This is a genomic window from Kitasatospora sp. SC0581 (assembly GCF_048159585.1).
Taxonomy (GTDB): domain Bacteria; phylum Actinomycetota; class Actinomycetes; order Streptomycetales; family Streptomycetaceae; genus Kitasatospora.
On sequence record NZ_JBLRWA010000009.1, the window covers coordinates 93512 to 110754 of the forward strand.

Annotated in this window: 14 protein-coding genes; 11 read left to right on the forward strand and 3 right to left on the reverse strand. The window is 74.1% G+C overall.

Features of this window, described 5'->3' with window-relative positions; genetic code table 11:
- Window positions 1-76: 76 nt before the first annotated feature.
- Window positions 77-4060, reverse strand: a complete 3984-nt coding sequence (locus tag ACLWS4_RS16940) for an amino acid adenylation domain-containing protein (protein WP_416874490.1) — start codon at window positions 4058-4060, stop codon at window positions 77-79.
- A gap of 279 nt (window positions 4061-4339) precedes the next feature.
- On the opposite strand from ACLWS4_RS16940, the gene ACLWS4_RS16945 reads away from it, so the two are divergent.
- From ACLWS4_RS16945 to ACLWS4_RS16975, 7 genes are all read left to right on the forward strand, one after another.
- Window positions 4340-5038: a GNAT family N-acetyltransferase gene (locus ACLWS4_RS16945; RefSeq protein ID WP_416874491.1), complete on the forward strand. Its 699-nt coding sequence runs from the start codon at window positions 4340-4342 to the stop codon at window positions 5036-5038.
- 283 nt (window positions 5039-5321) lie between these two features.
- On the forward strand, window positions 5322-6584 hold the full coding sequence (locus ACLWS4_RS16950) for a MurT ligase domain-containing protein (RefSeq protein WP_049656207.1): 1263 nt from the start codon (window positions 5322-5324) through the stop codon (window positions 6582-6584).
- Window positions 6585-6630: 46 nt separating this feature from the next.
- Complete coding sequence (locus ACLWS4_RS16955) at window positions 6631-7359, forward strand: type 1 glutamine amidotransferase (RefSeq protein ID WP_074004546.1); 729 nt, start codon at window positions 6631-6633, stop codon at window positions 7357-7359.
- Between the two features lie 351 nt (window positions 7360-7710).
- Window positions 7711-8736: a 6-phosphofructokinase gene (locus ACLWS4_RS16960; protein WP_074004545.1), complete on the forward strand. Its 1026-nt coding sequence runs from the start codon at window positions 7711-7713 to the stop codon at window positions 8734-8736.
- 124 nt (window positions 8737-8860) lie between these two features.
- Window positions 8861-9856, forward strand: coding sequence for a 2-hydroxyacid dehydrogenase (locus ACLWS4_RS16965; protein WP_049656211.1), 996 nt, complete (start codon window positions 8861-8863; stop codon window positions 9854-9856).
- A gap of 59 nt (window positions 9857-9915) precedes the next feature.
- Complete coding sequence (locus ACLWS4_RS16970) at window positions 9916-10551, forward strand: RNA polymerase sigma factor (RefSeq protein ID WP_416874492.1); 636 nt, start codon at window positions 9916-9918, stop codon at window positions 10549-10551.
- Window positions 10548-11600 carry a CU044_5270 family protein gene (locus ACLWS4_RS16975; RefSeq protein WP_416874493.1) on the forward strand — a complete coding sequence of 351 codons (1053 nt, stop codon included), beginning with the start codon at window positions 10548-10550 and terminating at the stop codon, window positions 11598-11600. Before ACLWS4_RS16970 ends, ACLWS4_RS16975 begins: the two co-directional genes overlap by 4 nt.
- A 64-nt stretch (window positions 11601-11664) precedes the next feature.
- On the opposite strand, the gene ACLWS4_RS16980 is transcribed toward ACLWS4_RS16975, so the two are convergent.
- A complete protein-coding gene (locus ACLWS4_RS16980) occupies window positions 11665-12291 on the reverse strand; it encodes a TetR family transcriptional regulator (RefSeq protein WP_416874494.1) in 627 nt (208 codons plus the stop codon).
- Between the two features lie 207 nt (window positions 12292-12498).
- On the opposite strand from ACLWS4_RS16980, the gene ACLWS4_RS16985 reads away from it, so the two are divergent.
- Window positions 12499-13332 (forward strand): SDR family NAD(P)-dependent oxidoreductase, encoded by an 834-nt coding sequence (locus ACLWS4_RS16985; RefSeq protein WP_416874495.1) that lies wholly within the window; start codon window positions 12499-12501, stop codon window positions 13330-13332.
- A 49-nt stretch (window positions 13333-13381) separates the two neighbouring features.
- Here the strand turns inward: ACLWS4_RS16985 and ACLWS4_RS16990 are convergent, their stop codons facing one another.
- A complete protein-coding gene (locus tag ACLWS4_RS16990; RefSeq protein ID WP_416874496.1) occupies window positions 13382-14341 on the reverse strand; it encodes an NAD-dependent epimerase/dehydratase family protein in 960 nt (319 codons plus the stop codon).
- 245 nt (window positions 14342-14586) lie between these two features.
- Between ACLWS4_RS16990 and ACLWS4_RS16995 the strand changes: the two genes are divergently transcribed.
- From ACLWS4_RS16995 to ACLWS4_RS17005, 3 genes are all read left to right on the forward strand, one after another.
- Window positions 14587-15603 (forward strand): cytochrome c oxidase assembly protein, encoded by a 1017-nt coding sequence (locus ACLWS4_RS16995; protein WP_079272526.1) that lies wholly within the window; start codon window positions 14587-14589, stop codon window positions 15601-15603.
- 145 nt (window positions 15604-15748) lie between these two features.
- Window positions 15749-16396, forward strand: coding sequence for a YdcF family protein (locus ACLWS4_RS17000; RefSeq protein ID WP_117492263.1), 648 nt, complete (start codon window positions 15749-15751; stop codon window positions 16394-16396).
- Between the two features lie 132 nt (window positions 16397-16528).
- Window positions 16529-17200 (forward strand): hypothetical protein, encoded by a 672-nt coding sequence (locus ACLWS4_RS17005; protein ID WP_416874497.1) that lies wholly within the window; start codon window positions 16529-16531, stop codon window positions 17198-17200.
- Window positions 17201-17243 lie beyond the last annotated feature (43 nt).

Genomic DNA, 17243 nt, shown 5'->3' on the forward strand with positions numbered 1-17243 from the left:
CCGAGCCATCCCTATCCGAAGGGGCTCCCCCGCTCACGGATCCTGAGCCATCCGTGAGCGTGTCCACATCATCCGATCAGCGGCCCGGGGGCTCCCCGGGGCCCGTCCGTTCCACCTCCCGGATCGCGGCGGCCAGCTCGGCCACCCCGTGCTCCCGCAGCACCCCGTAGTGGTCGCCCGCCAGGTCGACCACGGTGGGCGGAGCCGCGGAGTAGCCGGTGCTGCCCTCGATGAAGGAGTAGTCGTCGCCCGCGGCCTTGAAGACGGTCACCGGCGCCTCCAGCCGCCGCTCGGCGAGCTCGCGGAAGCTGTACTCGAACTCGTAGGTCTCGCCGACGATCCCGGTGATCCGCCGGATCAGCTCCTCGTCCAGCTCCGGCAGCATCCGGTGCACGGAGGCGACGAAGGTCGCCTCGTCCACCGTCTCGGCCAGGCAGCGCTCCAGGTCGGGGCCGCTGATCCGGCCGGCGAACACCCCGAACAGGATGGTCAGGTACGCCGGGTTGGCGTACGAGGCCTCCCGGCCCCACGACCGGGCGTCGTCCCGGCGCACCTTCGGGTTGCCGGGGCAGATCAGCAGCAGCCGCTCCACCCGCTGCCCGGCGCGCTCCAGCTGCCAGGCCGCCTCGAAGGCGACCCGGGCGCCGAAGGAGAAGCCCCACAGCGTGTACGGCCCCCGCGGCTGCACCCGGCGCAGCTCGGCGACGTCGGCGGCGGCCATCTCCCGGATGGTCGGGTACGGCGTCTCGCCCGGGTTGACGCCATACGCCTGGACGCCGTAGAAGGCCCGGCCCGCACTCGCCTCCCGGCCGAGCGGCCGCAGGTTCATCGGGTAGCCGCCCAGTCCGGGCCAGCAGAACACGGCCCGGTCGGCCGCCCCCGGGTGCAGCGGCACCAGCCGGGAGGCCGCGCTCCCGCCGGTGCCCCCGCCCGCGCGCTCGCCGCCCTCGCCGCAGGCCCGTTCGACGCGCGCGGCCAGGTCGCCCAGCCGGGGGCACTCGAACAGCACCTGGAGCGGCAGCGCGACGCCGAACTCGCGGTTGATCCGGTGGACCAGGGCGACGGCGATCAGCGAGTTCCCGCCGACGGCGAAGAACTCGTCCGTCACCGACACCTCCTGGTACCCCAGCGCCCGCCCCCAGGCCTCGGCCAGCCACCGCTCGTACCCGGTGGCGGGTGCGACGTACGCGCCGCGCACGTCGGCCGTGCGGACGGCCTCGGAGGCGGCCAGCGCCTTGAGGTCCACCTTGCCGTTGGCGGTGAGCGGCAGGGCGTCCATCACCAGCACCCGGTTGGGCAGCATGTAGTCGGGCAGCAGGGTGGCCAGTTGGTCCTTGATCAGCTCGGCCGGTCCCTTCATGTGGACGGCGTCCTCGTGCATGCCCTCGCTGCGGATCTGCTCCTCGCTCACCTTGCCGCCGAGGAAGAAGTAGGACGGTCCCGGGGTGATGCCGCGGCCGGCCAGGATCTCGTCGATGCGGCGCGAAGCGGGCAGCGGGTGGCCGGACTTGGAGCTGTAGCCGGAGGACATGAAGCCCAGCCCCAGGCCGTTGCGCTGGAGGCGGTGCAGCTCCGTGCCGAGCACGATGTACCGCAGCCACTCCTCCTCGGCGCGGGCGACGGCCGTGATGCCGAACGAGGCCCGGGCGTAGACGGCCTGGTTGATCGCGATCACGTGCCGGGACTCCACCACCTCCTCCGAGACGTGCGTCAACTCGCCGTCGGCGTACCGGTAGAGGCCGCCCGGCAGGCCGTCCACCCGGCCCTCGTGGGCCTGGACGTACAGCTCGGTGCCCTCGTCCCGCGCCGGGCCGCCGGCCCGGACGACCGCGAAGGCGCCCAGGTAGTGGTCCTCCTCGGCGACGTCCAGCCGGTCCTTGGCCGCCGGGTCGAGGCCGATCGGGCGCACGTCCAGCCCGTACTCGGGCAGCACCTCCGCCAGGACGCCCAGCATGTGGCCGGTCTCGAACTCCAGCACCTCCCGGATGTTGTTCTTGTAGACCGGCTCGATGGCGCCGTGCTTCCCGGAGAAGTGCAGCGTCAGGTAGGCCCCGCCATCCGGGCCCGGCCGCGCCCCGGCGGGGCCGATCCGGACCAGGACGTGCTCGACCGGGTGGTAGTAGTACAGCCCGGCCGCGAGCCCGTCCAGGCCGCCGGTCTCCAGGTACAGCTGGGTCGCGTACAGCGCGCCGGGCGAGGCGTAGGCGTACTTGGGCAGCAGCCGCTCCTCGCTGTGGAACTGGCCGAACCACCGCAGGACGCGGCCGAGTTCGGGCAGGCTCAGCAGTTCCAGGTCGCGGCCGAAGGTGCGGGTTGGGCGCGGGGCGAGCAGCGCGGTGAGGTCGTCCCGGGTGACCGCGCCGCCGTCGTAGAAGCGGTAGCTCTTGCGGGCGAAGGCCTCCCGGCGCTGGGCGTCGGTCTCCTTCCGGCCGGGCAGTTCAACCCGCTCGCGGCCCGCCAGCCGGGCCCGGTCGCGCAGGCCCGGGTCGGACAGCTGGGCCTTGACCTGGAGCTTGCTGGCCTTGGACTGGTGGTGGCCGCCGTGGCTGCCCTGGTCCATCAGGGCGGCCTCGCGCGGGTTGAGCTCGACGCAGGCGACCAGGTTCGGGTGCCCGGTGCGGTCGTCCCCGGTGACGACCGCGGCCGAGCGGCGCACCCAGGTGTGCTCCTCGATCGCGCGGGCGATCTCGTCCAGCTCGACCCGGTACCCGCGCAGCTTGACCTGGTTGTCCACCCGGCCGGCGAACTGGAGGGTGCCGTCCGGGTTCCACCGCACGAGGTCGCCGGTGCGGTACAGCCGCTCGCCGGGGGCGAACGGGGAGCGGACGAACCGCTCCGCGGTCAGCTCCGGCCGGTTCAGGTAGCCGCGGGCCAGCTGGACGCCGCCGATGTACAGCTCGCCGACGCCGTCGGCGGCGACCGGCCGCAGCTCCTCGTCGAGGACGTGGCACTGGGTGTCGGCCACCGGTCGGCCGATCGGCACCGAGCCGGCGCCGTCGGCCGGATCGGCCGGATCGACCAGGTGCCAGGTGGCGTTGATGGTGCACTCGGTCGGGCCGTACAGGTTGACCAGCGCCGCCTGCGGGAGGGCGCGGCCCAGGTCGCGGGCGAGCCGCCGGGAGAGCGCCTCGCCGCCGGAGAACACCCGGGTCAGGCCGGTGCAGTCGGCGAAGCCCTCGGTGTCCAGCAGCGCCCGGAGCAGGGTGGGCACGCACTGGAGCGCGGTCACCCCGTGCCGCCGGACGGCGGCGACCAGCGCCTCCGGGTCCCGGTAGAGGCCGGGCGTGCCGGCCGCCACCCGGGCGCCGACGGCCGGGGCGAGGATCTCCCACTGCGCGGCGTCGAAGCTCATCGGGGTCTTCTGCAGCACGGTGGTCCCGGGGGCGAGGTGCCCGGCGGAGTGCATCCAGCGCAGCTGGGAGACCACCGAGCGGTGCTCGATCATCACGCCCTTGGGGCGGCCGGTGCTGCCCGAGGTGTAGATCACATAGGCCAGCGACTCCGGCTCGGCGGCCGCCTCGGGCGCTTCCTCGTGTGCCTCCTCCGCCGCCGCCTCCGGCAGCGGAGCGGCGTCCTCGCAGGCCTCGAAGGTGACGACCGCGGTCCCGGCCGGGACCAGCGCGGCCAGCCGCTCGCGCAGGTGCGCCTGGGTCAGCACGATCCGGGTGCCGCTGTCCTCGACCATGTAGCGGATCCGGTCCTCGGGGTACTCCGGCGACAGCGGCAGGTAGCCGGCCCCGGCGTACAGCACGCCCCAGGCCCCGGCGACCAGCTCGACGGAGGGCTCGACGTACAGGCCGACGCAGCCGTCCGGGACGGCGCCCAGGCGGCGCAGCCGCGCGGCCAGCCGGCGGGCGGCGCCGGCCAGCTCCTGGAAGGTGAGGCCGCCGCCCGCGCCGAGGACGGCCGGCGCGCCGGGCCGGGTGCGCGCCTGCCGGTCGAGCAGCCCGGTGAGCGCGGTGCCGACCGGGGCCCGGCGGGCGTGCGGGACGGCGGGGGTGCCGGTGGTGGCGGCGGTGTCGGTGGTGTCGGTGGTGGGGACGGACGGGGTGTCGCGCATGGAAACGGCCTTCGGTGCGTGGACGTACGGGTGTGGCCGTACGGGGCGTGGCCTCCTGCTCACCAGGAGCACCGGGGAACGCCATCCACCGTCGGCCGCCCGCTGTCCCACCCGCCTGAGGCACCGGTCGCGACCTGCGCCGATGCCGTCCCGGCCACCCGTGCCGCCGTCCCGGGCGGGGGCCCGCCCTGTCCCACCCCGCCCGGCCGCGCACCCGGGCATTCGCCCGTTCACGATCACGTAACCGAACGGAAGCGCACCGTCGGTAGCGTCGGCGGCATGAAGGCATCACGCACTCGCCCCGAACGGCTCTGGCACCGGCCCTTCCGCAGGTCCGACCGCAGGTGCGCGGCGCCCGAGGGCCAGGCCACCCGGCCGCCCGCGCTCACCGGCGGCCCGTACCGGACCGTGCGGCCGCACCCGCCCGCCGTCCGCGCCGCCGGTCCGGCGCCGGAGGCCCCGTCCCGGCTGTCCCTGCCGGATGGGACCGGGCTGCTGCTGCGCCCGGCCGGGCCGGCCGACCGGGCGGCGGCGCTGGCGATGCACGGGCGCTGCTCCCCCGCCGCGCTGCGGCTGCGCTACCACGGCCCGGTCCGCGACGTCGGCCGCTACCTGGACCACCTGCTGGACCCGCGGCACGGCCGCAGCTACGCGGTGGCCGCCCCGGACGGGCGGATCCTCGCGCTCGGGCACCTGATGTGGGACGACGGCGAGGCCGAGCTGGCCGTCCTGGTCGAGGACGACTGGCAGCGGCACGGGTTGGGCGCGGCGCTGCTGCGGCGGCTGTCGGCGACGGCCCGGGCGGCCGGCGTCCGCACGGTGTACGCGGTGACCCAGGGCGGCAACACCGGGCTGATCGCCGCGATGCGACGGCTGGACGCGCCGCTGGACTTCCGGGCCGAGGACGGCACCCTGGTGATCACCGCCACGCTGGCCGCCGGGGATCCGGCCGGCTGCGCCCACCATCCGGGACGCTGATCATTTCTTCACCAGATCCTTACCCGGGCAGGTCGGGAACCCGACGGTGGTCGTCGAGCGTCGTCAAAGCAGTAGGGGTTCGGAGCCGAACCCTTGGGGCTGCTCCGTACACCGCTCTCCCCGACAGGCCGTCAGCAGCACCCGCGAGCGCGTCGCAGCAGGCGGCACGGGGTCCGGATCGTCCGGTCGGGCGACGGAGTCGGTAGGCTGACCCCCGTCCCCGCCGCCCGACGGCCCGTTATTCGGCCATGGGTGGTGCCGCAGCAAGGAGGAACCACTGAGCATGGCAGGCACCGAATCGGAGCCCACAGGCGCACGCGACGCCTCGCTGCCGGCCCGCGCCAAGATCGCGGTCACCGCCGGCCGGGTCGCCGCCGCCGTGTCGCGCAAGGCCGGGCGCGGGAGCGGCTCGGTGATCGGCGGCAAGGTCGCCCTCAAGCTCGACCCCGACCTGCTCGCCACCCTCGCCGAGAACCTCGACGTCGTCCTGGTCAGCGCGACCAACGGCAAGACCACCACCACCCGCCTGATCGCCGAGGCGCTGCGCGCCGCCGGTCCGGTGGTCTCCAACGCCCTGGGCGCCAACATGCCCGCCGGCATCACCTCCGCCCTGGCCGGCGGCAACGACGCCCGCTTCGGCGTGATCGAGGTCGACGAGAAGTACCTGGCGATGGTCGCCCGCGACACCCGCCCCAAGGCGATCGCCCTGCTCAACCTCTCCCGCGACCAGCTCGACCGCGCCGCCGAGACCCGGATGATGGCCGAGAAGTGGCGCGAGGGCCTCCAGAACACCGAGGCCGTGGTCATCGCCAACGCCGACGACCCGCTGGTGACCTGGGCCGCCTCCTCCTGCAAGAAGGTGGTCTGGGTGGCCGCCGGACAGGCCTGGAAGGAGGACGCCTGGTCCTGCCCCGCCTGCGGCGGTGTGATGCAGCGCCCCGGCGACGACTGGTTCTGCCAGGACTGCGGCTTCCGCCGGCCCAACCCGCACTGGGCGCTCCAGGGCACCCACGTGATCGACCCGCAGCGCGGCGCCTGGCCGATCCAGCTCCAGCTGCCGGGCCGGGCCAACCTGGCCAACGCCACCAGCTCGGCCGCCGTCGCCGCCGTGTTCGGCGTCGCCCCGCAGGTCGCCCTGGAGCGGATGCGCTCGGTGGCCGCCGTGGCCGGCCGCTACGACGTGGTCCAGTACCAGGGCCGGGACATCCGCCTGCTGCTGGCCAAGAACCCGGCCGGCTGGCTGGAGACCTTCTCGCTGATCGACGGCCCGCCCGCCCCGGTGATCCTCTCCGTCAACGCCCTCGACGCCGACGGCACCGACACCTCCTGGCTGTGGGACGTCGACTACGAGCGCCTCGCCGGGCACCCGGTCTTCGTGATGGGCCAGCGCAAGCTGGACCTGGCCGTCCGCCTGGAGGTCGCCGGACTCCAGTTCCACGTGGTCGACACACTGGAGCAGGCCGTCCGGATGGCCCCGCCCGGCCGGATCGAGGCCATCGCCAACTACACCGCCTTCCAGCAGCTGCGGAAGGTCGTGGCCGGCTGATGCCGCGCCCGCACACCAGTCTTTACGTGACGGAAGGCCTTCGAGGATGAGTGAGAGCAGCCTGCGCGTGGTCTGGGTCTACCCGGACCTGCTCAGCACCTACGGCGACCGGGGCAACGCCCTGGTCGTGGAGCGCCGGGCCCGCCAGCGCCACCTCAACGTGACCCGGATCGACGTCCGCTCCGACCAGGCGATCCCCACCAGCGGCGACATCTACCTGATCGGCGGCGGCGAGGACCGCCCGCAGCGCCTGGCCGCCGAGCGGCTGCGCGCCGACAGCGGCCTGGTGCGGGCCGCCGAGAACGGCGCGATCATCTTCGGCGTCTGCGCCGGTTTCCAGATCATGGGCCACGAGTTCATCAACGACCTCGGCGAGCGCGAGCCGGGCCTGGGCCTGCTCGACGTCTGGACCACCCGCGGCGAGGGCGCCCGCTGCGTCGGCGACGTGCTCGCCGACGTCGACCCCCGGCTCGGCCTGCCGCAGCTGACCGGCTTCGAGAACCACCAGGGCGTCACCCATCTCGGCCAGGGCGTGCAGCCCTTCGCCACCGTCAGCGTCGGCCGGGGCAACGGCACCGGTGACGGCACCGAGGGCGCCTGGCGGGACACCGTGTTCGGCACCTACCTGCACGGCCCGGTGCTGGCCCGCAATCCCGCCGTGGCCGACATGCTGCTCAAGCTGGCGCTGGACGTCGCCGCGCTGCCGCCGGCCGACACCACCTGGTACGACGCGCTGCGCGCCGAGCGCATCGCGGCCGCGACGCGTCCCCAGTAGTACATCCGTACGCCCCGGCCGGGTGCCCGCCATGCGGTCACCCGGTCCGCGGGCGGCCCCGGACGTACCACAATGGGGCTGCCTACTGCACACCCTCCTCGGCAGCAGGCTGCAATTCCGCGCGGGGGCGCCGACGGCGCCGCTCCCGCGTCGGCTCCTGCCCGGCCGGACCAGGGGCCGTATGCTCGACTTCGCGGCCGTTTTCGGGCGTTCTGTCCGGATCGGCCGGTCCTTCACCCCGCGGCCACCTCCCCGCCACCACGGCGAGGGAGCGCCCCGTTACGGTGACGGCTCGTCGTCCCAGCCTGTAGTCCGGCCGTTCCTCGGTTCTGCTCGGGAGTTGCAAAGCTAATGCGTATCGGAGTGCTGACCAGCGGCGGTGACTGCCCCGGCCTGAACGCGGTGATCCGCTCCGTGGTCCACCGGGGGGTGGTCGACCACGGCGACGAGATCATCGGGTTCGAGGACGGGTGGCGCGGTTTCCTTGAGGGCCACCACCGCCCCCTGACCCTGGACTCGGTGAGCGGCATCCTGGCCCAGGGCGGCACCATCCTCGGTTCCTCCCGGGTCCAGCCGAGCCACCTGCGGGACGGCGTCGAACGGGCCAAGAAGTACTGCGCCGACCTCGGCCTGGACGCGGTCATCCCGATCGGCGGCGAGGGCACCCTGAAGGCCGCCAAGCTGATGAGCGACGCGGGCCTGCCGATCGTCGGCGTGCCCAAGACCATCGACAACGACATCGCCGCCACCGACGTGACCTTCGGCTTCGACACCGCCGTCTCGGTCGCCACCGAGGCGCTGGACCGGCTGAAGACCACCGCCGAGTCCCACCAGCGCGTCATGGTCGTCGAGGTCATGGGCCGGCACACCGGCTGGATCGCGCTGAACGCGGGCATGGCCGCCGGCGCGCACGCCATCGTCGTCCCGGAGCGCCCGTTCCACATCGACAAGCTCACCGAGGTCGTCCGCGAGCGCTTCGACCGCCAGAAGAAGTTCGCCATCGTGGTCTGCGCCGAGGGCGCCAAGCCCGAGCCCGGCACCATGCACTGGGAGGAGGGCACCAAGGACATCTACGGCCACGAGCGGTTCACCGGCATCGCCACCCAGCTCTCCCGCGAACTGGAGCACCGCCTCGGCAAGGAGGCCCGCCCGGTGATCCTCGGCCACACCCAGCGCGGCGGCACCCCGACCGCCTACGACCGGGTGCTCGCCACCCGCTTCGGCTGGCACGCCGTCGAGGCCGTCCACAAGGGCGCCTTCGGGCACATCACCGCGCTGCAGGGCACCAACATCAACCTGGTGCCGCTGGCCGAGGCGGTCGCCGAGCTGAAGACCGTACCGCAGGACCGCTACCTGGAGGCCGAGACGGTCCTCTGACCGCCCCCTGCCCTCCCCGGAGGCCCCCGGCCCGCCCCGCGCGGCCCGGGGGCCTCCGTACGTCCCGGGGGCGCTTGCCGCACCCGGCGGGCGTCCGGCGGCCCCCGCCGCTAGCGTGTCCGGCATGGAGATCCTCGCCTACGGAGTGCAGGCCGACGAGCGGCCGCTGCTGGAGCAGGCCTTCGCCGGCCGCCACGGGCTGCGCTGCCTCGACGTGTTCCTCAACCGCGACACCGCCCCGCTGGCCGCCGGCTACCCGGCCGTCAGCAGCAGCGTCAACGCCGTCCTGGACGCCGAGACCCTCGCCGTCCTCGCCGCCGGCGGCACCGAGCTGATCGCCCAGCGCTCCACCGGCTTCAACAACATCGACCTCGACGCGGCCGCCGAACTCGGCCTCACCGTCGCCCGGGTCTCCCACTACAGCCCGTACTCCGTGGCCGAACACGCCTGGACCCTCGCGCTGGCCGTCAACCGCCGCCTCACCCGCGCCGCGAGCCGCTCCCGCGAGTTCGACTTCCGCCTCGACGGGCTCCTCGGCCGCGACATCCACGGCATGACCGTCGGCGTCATCGGCACCGGCAAGATCGGCGAGTGCTTCGCCCGCATCGCCGCCGGCTTCGGCACCGAACTCCTCGGCTGGGACATCGCGCGGAACCCGGCCTGCCTCGACCTCGGCATGCACTACACCGAACTGCCCGAACTCCTCTCCCGCGCCGACCTGGTGAGCCTCCACGTCCCCCTCCTCCCGGCCACCCACCACCTCATCGACGGCGCCGCCCTCGCCCGCATGAAGGACGACGCCATCCTCATCAACTCCAGCCGCGGCGGCCTCGTCGACAGCGCCGCCCTGGTCGAGACCCTGCGCGCCGGCCGCCTCTCCGGCGTCGGCCTCGACGTCTACGAGGAGGAGACCGGCGTCTTCTTCACCGACCGCTCCATCGAGGGCATCACCGACGACACCCTCGCCCGCCTCGTCACCTTCCCCCAGGTCCTCGTCACCAGCCATCAGGCCTACTTCACCCGCACCGCCGTCGGCCAGATCATCGACGCCACCGCCCGCAACATCGACGACCACGCCGCCGGCCGCCGCAACGAGAACACCCTGGTCCCCAGGAACTGACGCCGCGGATGGTGACCCGGGTCACGGGAACCGGCCCTCCCGCCCGGACAAGGCATGACGTGAACCATCCACACTCCCGGCTCCGGGCCGGGAACCCCGAAGCGTTCCGCGACCTCTTCCGGGACCACGCCTCCCTGGTGTACCGCCACGCCGTGCGCGTGACCGGGAACTGGGCACTCGCCGAGGACGTGGTCTCGCTGACCTTCCTCGAGGCCTGGCGCCTGCGCGGGAAACTCCGCGACGAGGGCGACAGTCCACGCCCCTGGCTCATGGGCATCGCCGTCAACGTGCTGCGCAACACGACGCGCGCCGCCCGCCGCCACAGCGCGGCCCTGGCCCGCATGCCCGCGACCGACCCGGTCCCCGACTTCGCCGACGAACTCGTCGGCCGCATCGCCGACTCCGAGCAACTCGCCGCCGCCCACAAGGCCTTGGGGCGCCTGCGGCGCTCGGAACGCGAGGTCTTCGCGCTCTGCGTCTGGTCCGGGCTCGGCTACGCGGAAGCGGCGGCCACCCTCGGCATACCCGTCGGCACCGTACGCTCGCGCCTCTCCCGCGCCCGCACCCGACTGCGCAGACTCGCGGCCGAGGAACTGCGCGCCGCGCAGAAGAACACGGAACCGCTCCCGATCCCCGGACAAGTACAGGGCAGCCGCAGCACCGCGGCCCGGCCGCACAAGGAGACTCACCGATGATCCGCAACTCGCGGCGGCACACCGAACCGCTCGACCACGCGGAACTGGCCCGTCTACTGCCGGCGCCGGCCGATCCCCGCCTGGCGGCCGACCGCCAGGACCTGCTCGAGGAGCACCTGATGAGCGAGATCCACCGGCCCGACCAGGCCGCCCCCGCGGCCGCCCCGGTACGGCGCCCGCTGCGCCGCACCGTCCTCTTCGCGGCGCCGGTCGCCGCGGCCGCGGCCCTCGCCGTGGTCGTCTCCCTGAACACCCCGGCCGACACCCTCGGCTCCCCACGGCTGGTCAGGGCACCCGTCGTGCAGATCGAGGAGGGGAGCACCGTCCAGCTCGCCTCGACGGTCCACGCGATCGCCGCCGCCGCGACGGCGCGCACCACGCCCCAGCCCGGACCGGGCCAGTTCGTCTACGTCAAGAGCCAGGTCTCCTTCATGGCCACCCGTCACAACGTGGACACCGGGGAGTCCGCCACCTGGGTCCAGCCGCTGCACGACCGCGAGGTGTGGAAGTCCCCCGACGGCACCAAGGGCTGGTTGGACGAGCCGGGCTACCAGTCGAAGGGCGGCATCACGCTGGACACCAAGGAGCCCCGCGAGCAGCTGACCTACCAGTGGCTCGCGGCCCAGCCCGCCGACCCCGACGCGCTGCTGAAGTCCGTCTACTCGACGGTGAGCGGCGACCGGGACCACGACCAGCAGGCGTTCAACGAGATCGGCTCCATCATCCGCGAGCAGCTCGTCCCCTCCGCCCTCGCCGCCGCGCTCTACGAGGCCGCCGGCAAGATCCCGGGCGTGGTGGTGGTCGAGCACGCGCAGGACGTCTCCGGCCGCGACGGGATCGCGTTGGCGCGGCTCGACCCCCAGACCGGCGAGCGATCGGAGTGGATCTTCGATCGGGAGAGCCACCAGTACCTCGGCAGCCGTGGCGTGCAGGTCCGGGAGGAGTACGGCATCAAGCCCGGCACCGTCGTGGAGCGCACGACCATCGTCATCCGGGCCGTCGTCGACGCGAAGAACCAGCGCCCCGGCGCCGGGCAGGCCACGGCCTGACGGTCCCACGCCCGATGGGGGCCGCCGGCCGCCGCAACGGGAACACCCCGGCACCGGCGGCCCCTCAACGATCGGGCCCGCCTCGTCGGTCATCGGCGGAGCCGCCCCCGCCCAGCAGGGCGGCGGCCACCTGGTCGAAGTACGGTGCCACCTCGGGCAGGGTCGCGGCGGCGAGCACGTCGCTGCGCACCACGGTCCGCACCACGCTGATGCCCAGCAGCCACGCGCTGAACAGCTCCGCCCGCAGATCCGCGTCCGGCCCATCGACCAGGGCGCGCAGGCCCGCGATGTAGGTGTCGCACACCTGGTCGTGCAGCTGACCGCGGATCGTCTCGTCGCCGGCCGACCGCAGCATGGCGATGAACGGGTGGTCGCCCACCGACTCCGGCCGTTCCTCGCGGAGGATCATCTCCAGTAGCCTGTAAGGGAGTTGGCCGGGCGGGCTGGCCAGCACGGCCCCGGCCTCCTGCGCGTCCTCGGCCGACGCCTCCTCGAACAGCTTCCGCTTCGAACCGAAGTACCGGAACACCAACGAGGCGTCCACGCCCACATCCTGGGCGATGCCGCGGACGTTCGCCCCGGCGTAGCCCTCGCGGCCGAAGTGGACCCGGGCGGCCGCCAGCAGGGCGGCTCTGGTGGCCTCCCGGTCGCGCTTGTGGCGCGGCGACCGGCCGCTCGACGGTGCGGTCACGGCATTCTCCCGGTGGATCGACAGGTGCTGCGGCATCAAGTCATCAGCTGTTGACATGGTATCCCGGCGCGATTAGCTTCGACCGAGTCATCAATCGATGACTTGGCGGCGCGCGTATCCGCACGCCTTCCCACAGGTCGGCTCCCGCCGCACCGGCGTTCCCCGCCGCGAGTTCTCCCGTGTTCACCGTTCCGTGGAGGTCCCAGCGTGAAAACGATTGTTGTCTCGGGTGGTACGGACGGCATCGGCAAGGCCGTTGCCCTGACGTACCTGGGGCGCGGCGACGAGGTCGTCGTCCTCGGCCGCAACGCCGAGAAGGGCGCCGAGGTGCTCGCGGAGGCCGAGCGCATCGGCGCCAGGGGCCGCGCACACTTCATCGCCGCCGACCTCAGCCTGGTCAGCGAGACCCGCAGGGCCGTCGGTGAGATCCGGGACCGGTTCGCCGGGATCGACGGACTGGTCCTGTGCGCCCAGCACTTCCGCTCGTCGCGCCTGGTCACGGCCGAGGACTTCGAGCACACCTTCGCGCTGTACTACCTCAGCCGCTTCGTCCTCAGCCACGAACTGGCCGACCTGCTGGCCGCCGCACCGTCACCCGTCGTGGTCAACGTCTGCGGCCCGGGCGTCGACTTCGGCGAGATCCGCTGGGACGACCTGGGCCGTGAGCGCGACTACAGCGGCATCGACGCCCTGATGCAGGGCAGCCGCCTCAACGACCTGCTCGGCGTCGGGTTCGCCCAGCGGCGGCCGGCCGGTCCGGTGCGGTACGTGCTGCTGAACCCGGGCAGCGTCCGCACCGGCTTCTCGGGCGAGTACGACCCGGTCATGGCCGAGCAGATAGAGGCCGCGCGGCGGAACGCCAGGCCGGTGGAGGAGGGGATCGTGCCGGTCCTGGCGGCGCTCGACGCGCCGCCCGCCGAGATCCTCTCCGCCTCCATGACGGGCGCGCCGCTGGAGCTCACCGGCCCCGCCTTCGACCCCGAGGCGGCGCGGCGCCTCCACGAGCTGACCACCGCGCTGATCGCCGACGCGGCCTCCTGAACCGGGACCGGGAGGACCCCGGCCGCGACGCCCGCCTCCCGGCGGCCCCTCAGGGCCGGCCGAGCGCCTGGCGGTACCAGGGGGCGGCCTCGGGGAGGCGGGCCAGGGGGCCGGGGCCGGGCGGGCAGGCGGCGAGGTGCCAGATCCGGTCGCTGCGGTACCAGTGGTCGCGGGCGATCAGGCCGAACTGCCGCTCGGAGACCCGGCCGGGCGCGGCGGCCAGCAGTCGGCGGCACTCCTCCCAGGGGGTGTCCGGGCCGTCCGGGGCGGGCAGCAGGCCGAGGGCGGCCAGGGCCGTGAGCAGGTCGCCACCGCGGACCGGGTCGGGGTGCGAGGCGTGGTGGACGCCCGGCGGGGCGGCCTGCCCGTCCAGGGCGAGCGCGGTGATCAGCCGGGCCAGGTCGGCGCGGTCGACCATCGAGAGCCGGGTGCGGCCTCCCTCCCAGCGGACCGGCACCCGGCGGACCAGCTCCGCCAGCGCGGGCACCACCCAGCGGTCCCCGGTGCCGGTCACCAGTCCGGGGCGCAGCACGCACCCGCCGGCCGCCAGCGCGTGGCGCTCGCCGAGCAGCCGGGTGCGGCTGGCCTCGGACACCGGGGCGGGCGGCACCTCGTCCACCTCGATGCCCTGGTGCGGGCCCTCGCCGTAGACCGCGGCCGTGGAGAGGTGGACGATCCGCCGCACCCCGGCGCGGGTGGCGGCCGCCATCAGGGCGGCGGTGCCCCGGTCGTTGACCACCTCGCACTCCTCGGCTCCGCCGTCGACCCGGGAGGCGAGGTGCACCAGTGCCCCGGCGCCCGTACAGAGCTCCGTGAGCGCCGCCGGGTCGGCCAGGTCGCCCGGGACCCAGACGGGGCCCGGTACGGCCTCCTGGGGCGGTGTGCGGGCCAGGGCGCGTACCCGGACGCCGCGCGCGGCGAGGGCCGCGAGCACGCCGGAGCCGATGAAGCCGGTCGCCCCGGTCAGCGCGACCGTGGTGGGCGCCGCGGGACCGTGTTCCGTCGCCATCTCCGAGCCTCCCTGTCGAATCCCCGAGCCCTCGGACTCCGAGCCCCGAGCCTCCCCGCCGACCGGCCGGTCAGTCTAGCCAGGAGGCGCTCCGGTGGGGAGACACCCGTACGGAGGGGGTGGGGGGATGGCCCGGGGTAAGGCCCACCTAGGCTGTATGTCAAGCAAAACGGGCGAACCGGACCCGCGTTTTGGACCACGAGGACGGAAAGCAGGACCCGCCGATGGGCGACGGAATGTCAGGAATGCACCACCACGGCGGGATGACCCAACTAGGCCCGTTCAGCTTGTCCAACGTCTGGACCTGGTCCCCCGACTGGGTGTTCCTGCTCGGCGGACTGGTCCTCCTGGGGCTGTACGCGGCGGGCGTGGTGCGGCTGTACCGGCGCGGCGACCGCTGGCCGATCGGCCGGGCGGTCGGCTGGGCGGCGGGTGTCGCCACCATGCTGCTGGTCACCTGCACCGGGCTGAACGACTACGGCATGGTGCTGTTCAGCGCGCACATGATCCAGCACATGGTGCTCTCCATGCTGACGCCGATCCTGCTGCTGCTGGGCGCCCCGATCACGCTGGCGCTGCGCGCCCTGCGCCCGGCCGGCAAGGGCCGTCCGCGCGGGCCGCGCGAGCTGCTGGTGGCGCTGCTGCACAGCCGGTACATGCGGATCGTCTCGCACGCGGCGTTCACCATCCCGATGTTCATCGCGAGCCTGTACGGGGTCTACTTCACCCCGCTGTTCGACTTCCTGATGCAGTACCGCCTCGGGCACATCTTCATGATGGTGCACTTCCTGCTCACCGGTCTGGCCTTCTTCTGGCCGATCATGGGCGTGGACCCGGGCCCGCACCGCCCGGGCCACGTGATGCGGATCATCGAGCTGTTCATGGGGATGCCGTTCCACGCCTTCTTCGGCGTGGCGGTGATGATGGCGGGCCACCCGCTGGTCACCACCTTCACCGTGGAGGGCGCACCACCGGGGACGAACCTCCTGGAGGACCAGAAGCTGGCCGGCGGCATCACCTGGGCGTTCGGCGAGATCCCGACCGCGATCGTGCTGATCGCGCTGGTCTACCAGTGGATGGGCTCCGAACAGCGGCAGGCCCGCCGCCGCGACCGCTCCGAGGAGCGCACCGGCGACGCCGAGCTGGAGGCGTACAACGCCTACCTGGCCTCGCTGCACAAGCGCGACCGGCGCCCCGGCTCGGCTCCGGCCGCCCCGGTCGCCCCGGTGGCGGGCGCCACCCCGGCGGCCGAGGCCGGCTGAGGCCGGCTGAGGCCGGCTGAGGCCACCCCACCACTCACCGCGGAACGATCGTTCCCGAGAACCCCCGCTCCGCCTCCGGAACGGGGGTTCCGCCGTTCCGGGACCGCCCCGGAACGGTCGTTCCGCCGCAGGCGTTCGAACGTATATGCACGTCCTGCTGTTCGTCGCCGTCCTGCTCTGCGGGTCCGTCCCGCTCTGGCTGCTCGGCTTCCTCGGCCTGGCGCTGTACCACCGCCGCCGGCCCGTGCCGGCCGGCTCCGACTATCTGGTGGTCCTGGGCGCCGCGCTGGAGGGCTGCGAGCCCGGGCCCCCGCTGGCGGCCCGGCTGGACGCCGCGCTGGAACGTTTCGCCGCCGAGGAGGCCGCCGGGTACGCCCCGCTGGTCGTGGTGACCGGCGGGAAGGGCCCGCACGAGGACTGCACCGAGGCCGCCGCGATGGCCCGCTACCTGGTCGCCCGGGGCGTCCCTGCCGAGCGGATCCGGCGCGAGGAGCGGGCCGTGAACACCGCCGAGAACCTGCGTTTCAGTGCCGCCCTGATGGCCGCCGAGCGCCCCGGCTACCGCTGCACGGTGGTCACCAACGGCTTCCACACCGTCCGCTCCGCCCTCGCCGCCCGCCGGGCCGGCGCCCCCGCCGCCGTGCTCGGCGCGGACGGCCCGCTGGCGCACGGCCCGTACCTCCTGCTGCGCGAGGCCGTCGGCACCGCCCTCGCCCTGTGGCGCCCGCACGGGGCCGCCCTGCTCCTGGTGGTGGCGGCGGCCGGGGCCGGGGCGCTGCTCGGACTGTCCTGAGGACGGTCCCGGGGCAGCGCGGTCCCGGGGCAGCGCGGTCCCGGGGCACAGCGGTCCCGGTGCCGGGCTCTGGATCGTGTCGCACCCCTCCGCCAGGATGGAGGCGGAGCCGAGTGCGGAGGGGGCACGAGCGTGTCCAAGTGGAGCGCGTTGCAGCGGGCCTGCGTCCTGGTGGCCCTGGCGGCCGCCCTGGTCGCGGCGGTGGTGGGCGGGCTGGCCGCCTGGCAGTGGGTGTTCGACGACCCGGGGTGGCTGTCCTGGCACGGGTGGGTGTTCGGGGCCGCCCTGCTGGCGGGCGCGGCGGCCTCGGGACCGTTCCTGCGGTACGAGGTCTCCCCCGGCGCGGTCGTGGGCATCGGCTTGTTCCTGCTCGTGCCGCCGCTGGTCGGCGTCCTGATGGCGGCGTCCGCCACGGACGACATCCAGAGCTGGATGCGCACCGACAAGGCGGTGACGGCCACCCTGAGCGGCTGCCACGTCTCCGGTTCGGAGACCCTGGAGAGCGACCGCGGCCCGATCGGCTCGATCGACGTCTACAGCTGCACCTACCGCTGGACGGCGGCCGGGCAGGACTGGGAGCAGGTCCGCCGCTCCCGCGACGGCGACCACCCGGACGGCCATCGGGAGCAGGTGTGGGCGGACGGTTCGACCGGCGAGGTGGCCGAGCACCGGCCGGTCAGGATCGGCATGGGCATCCTGGTCGCGCTCGCCTGTCTGGTCGGCACCGTGCTGGTGTGGGGCGGCCAGGCGCTCCGGCGGCCCGCGACCGGCGGGCAGGCCCGCCGTGGGCCGGCGGGCGCCTGAGCCCGGCGGAGGCCCCCGGGCTGGTCCGTCCGGCCCCGCCCGG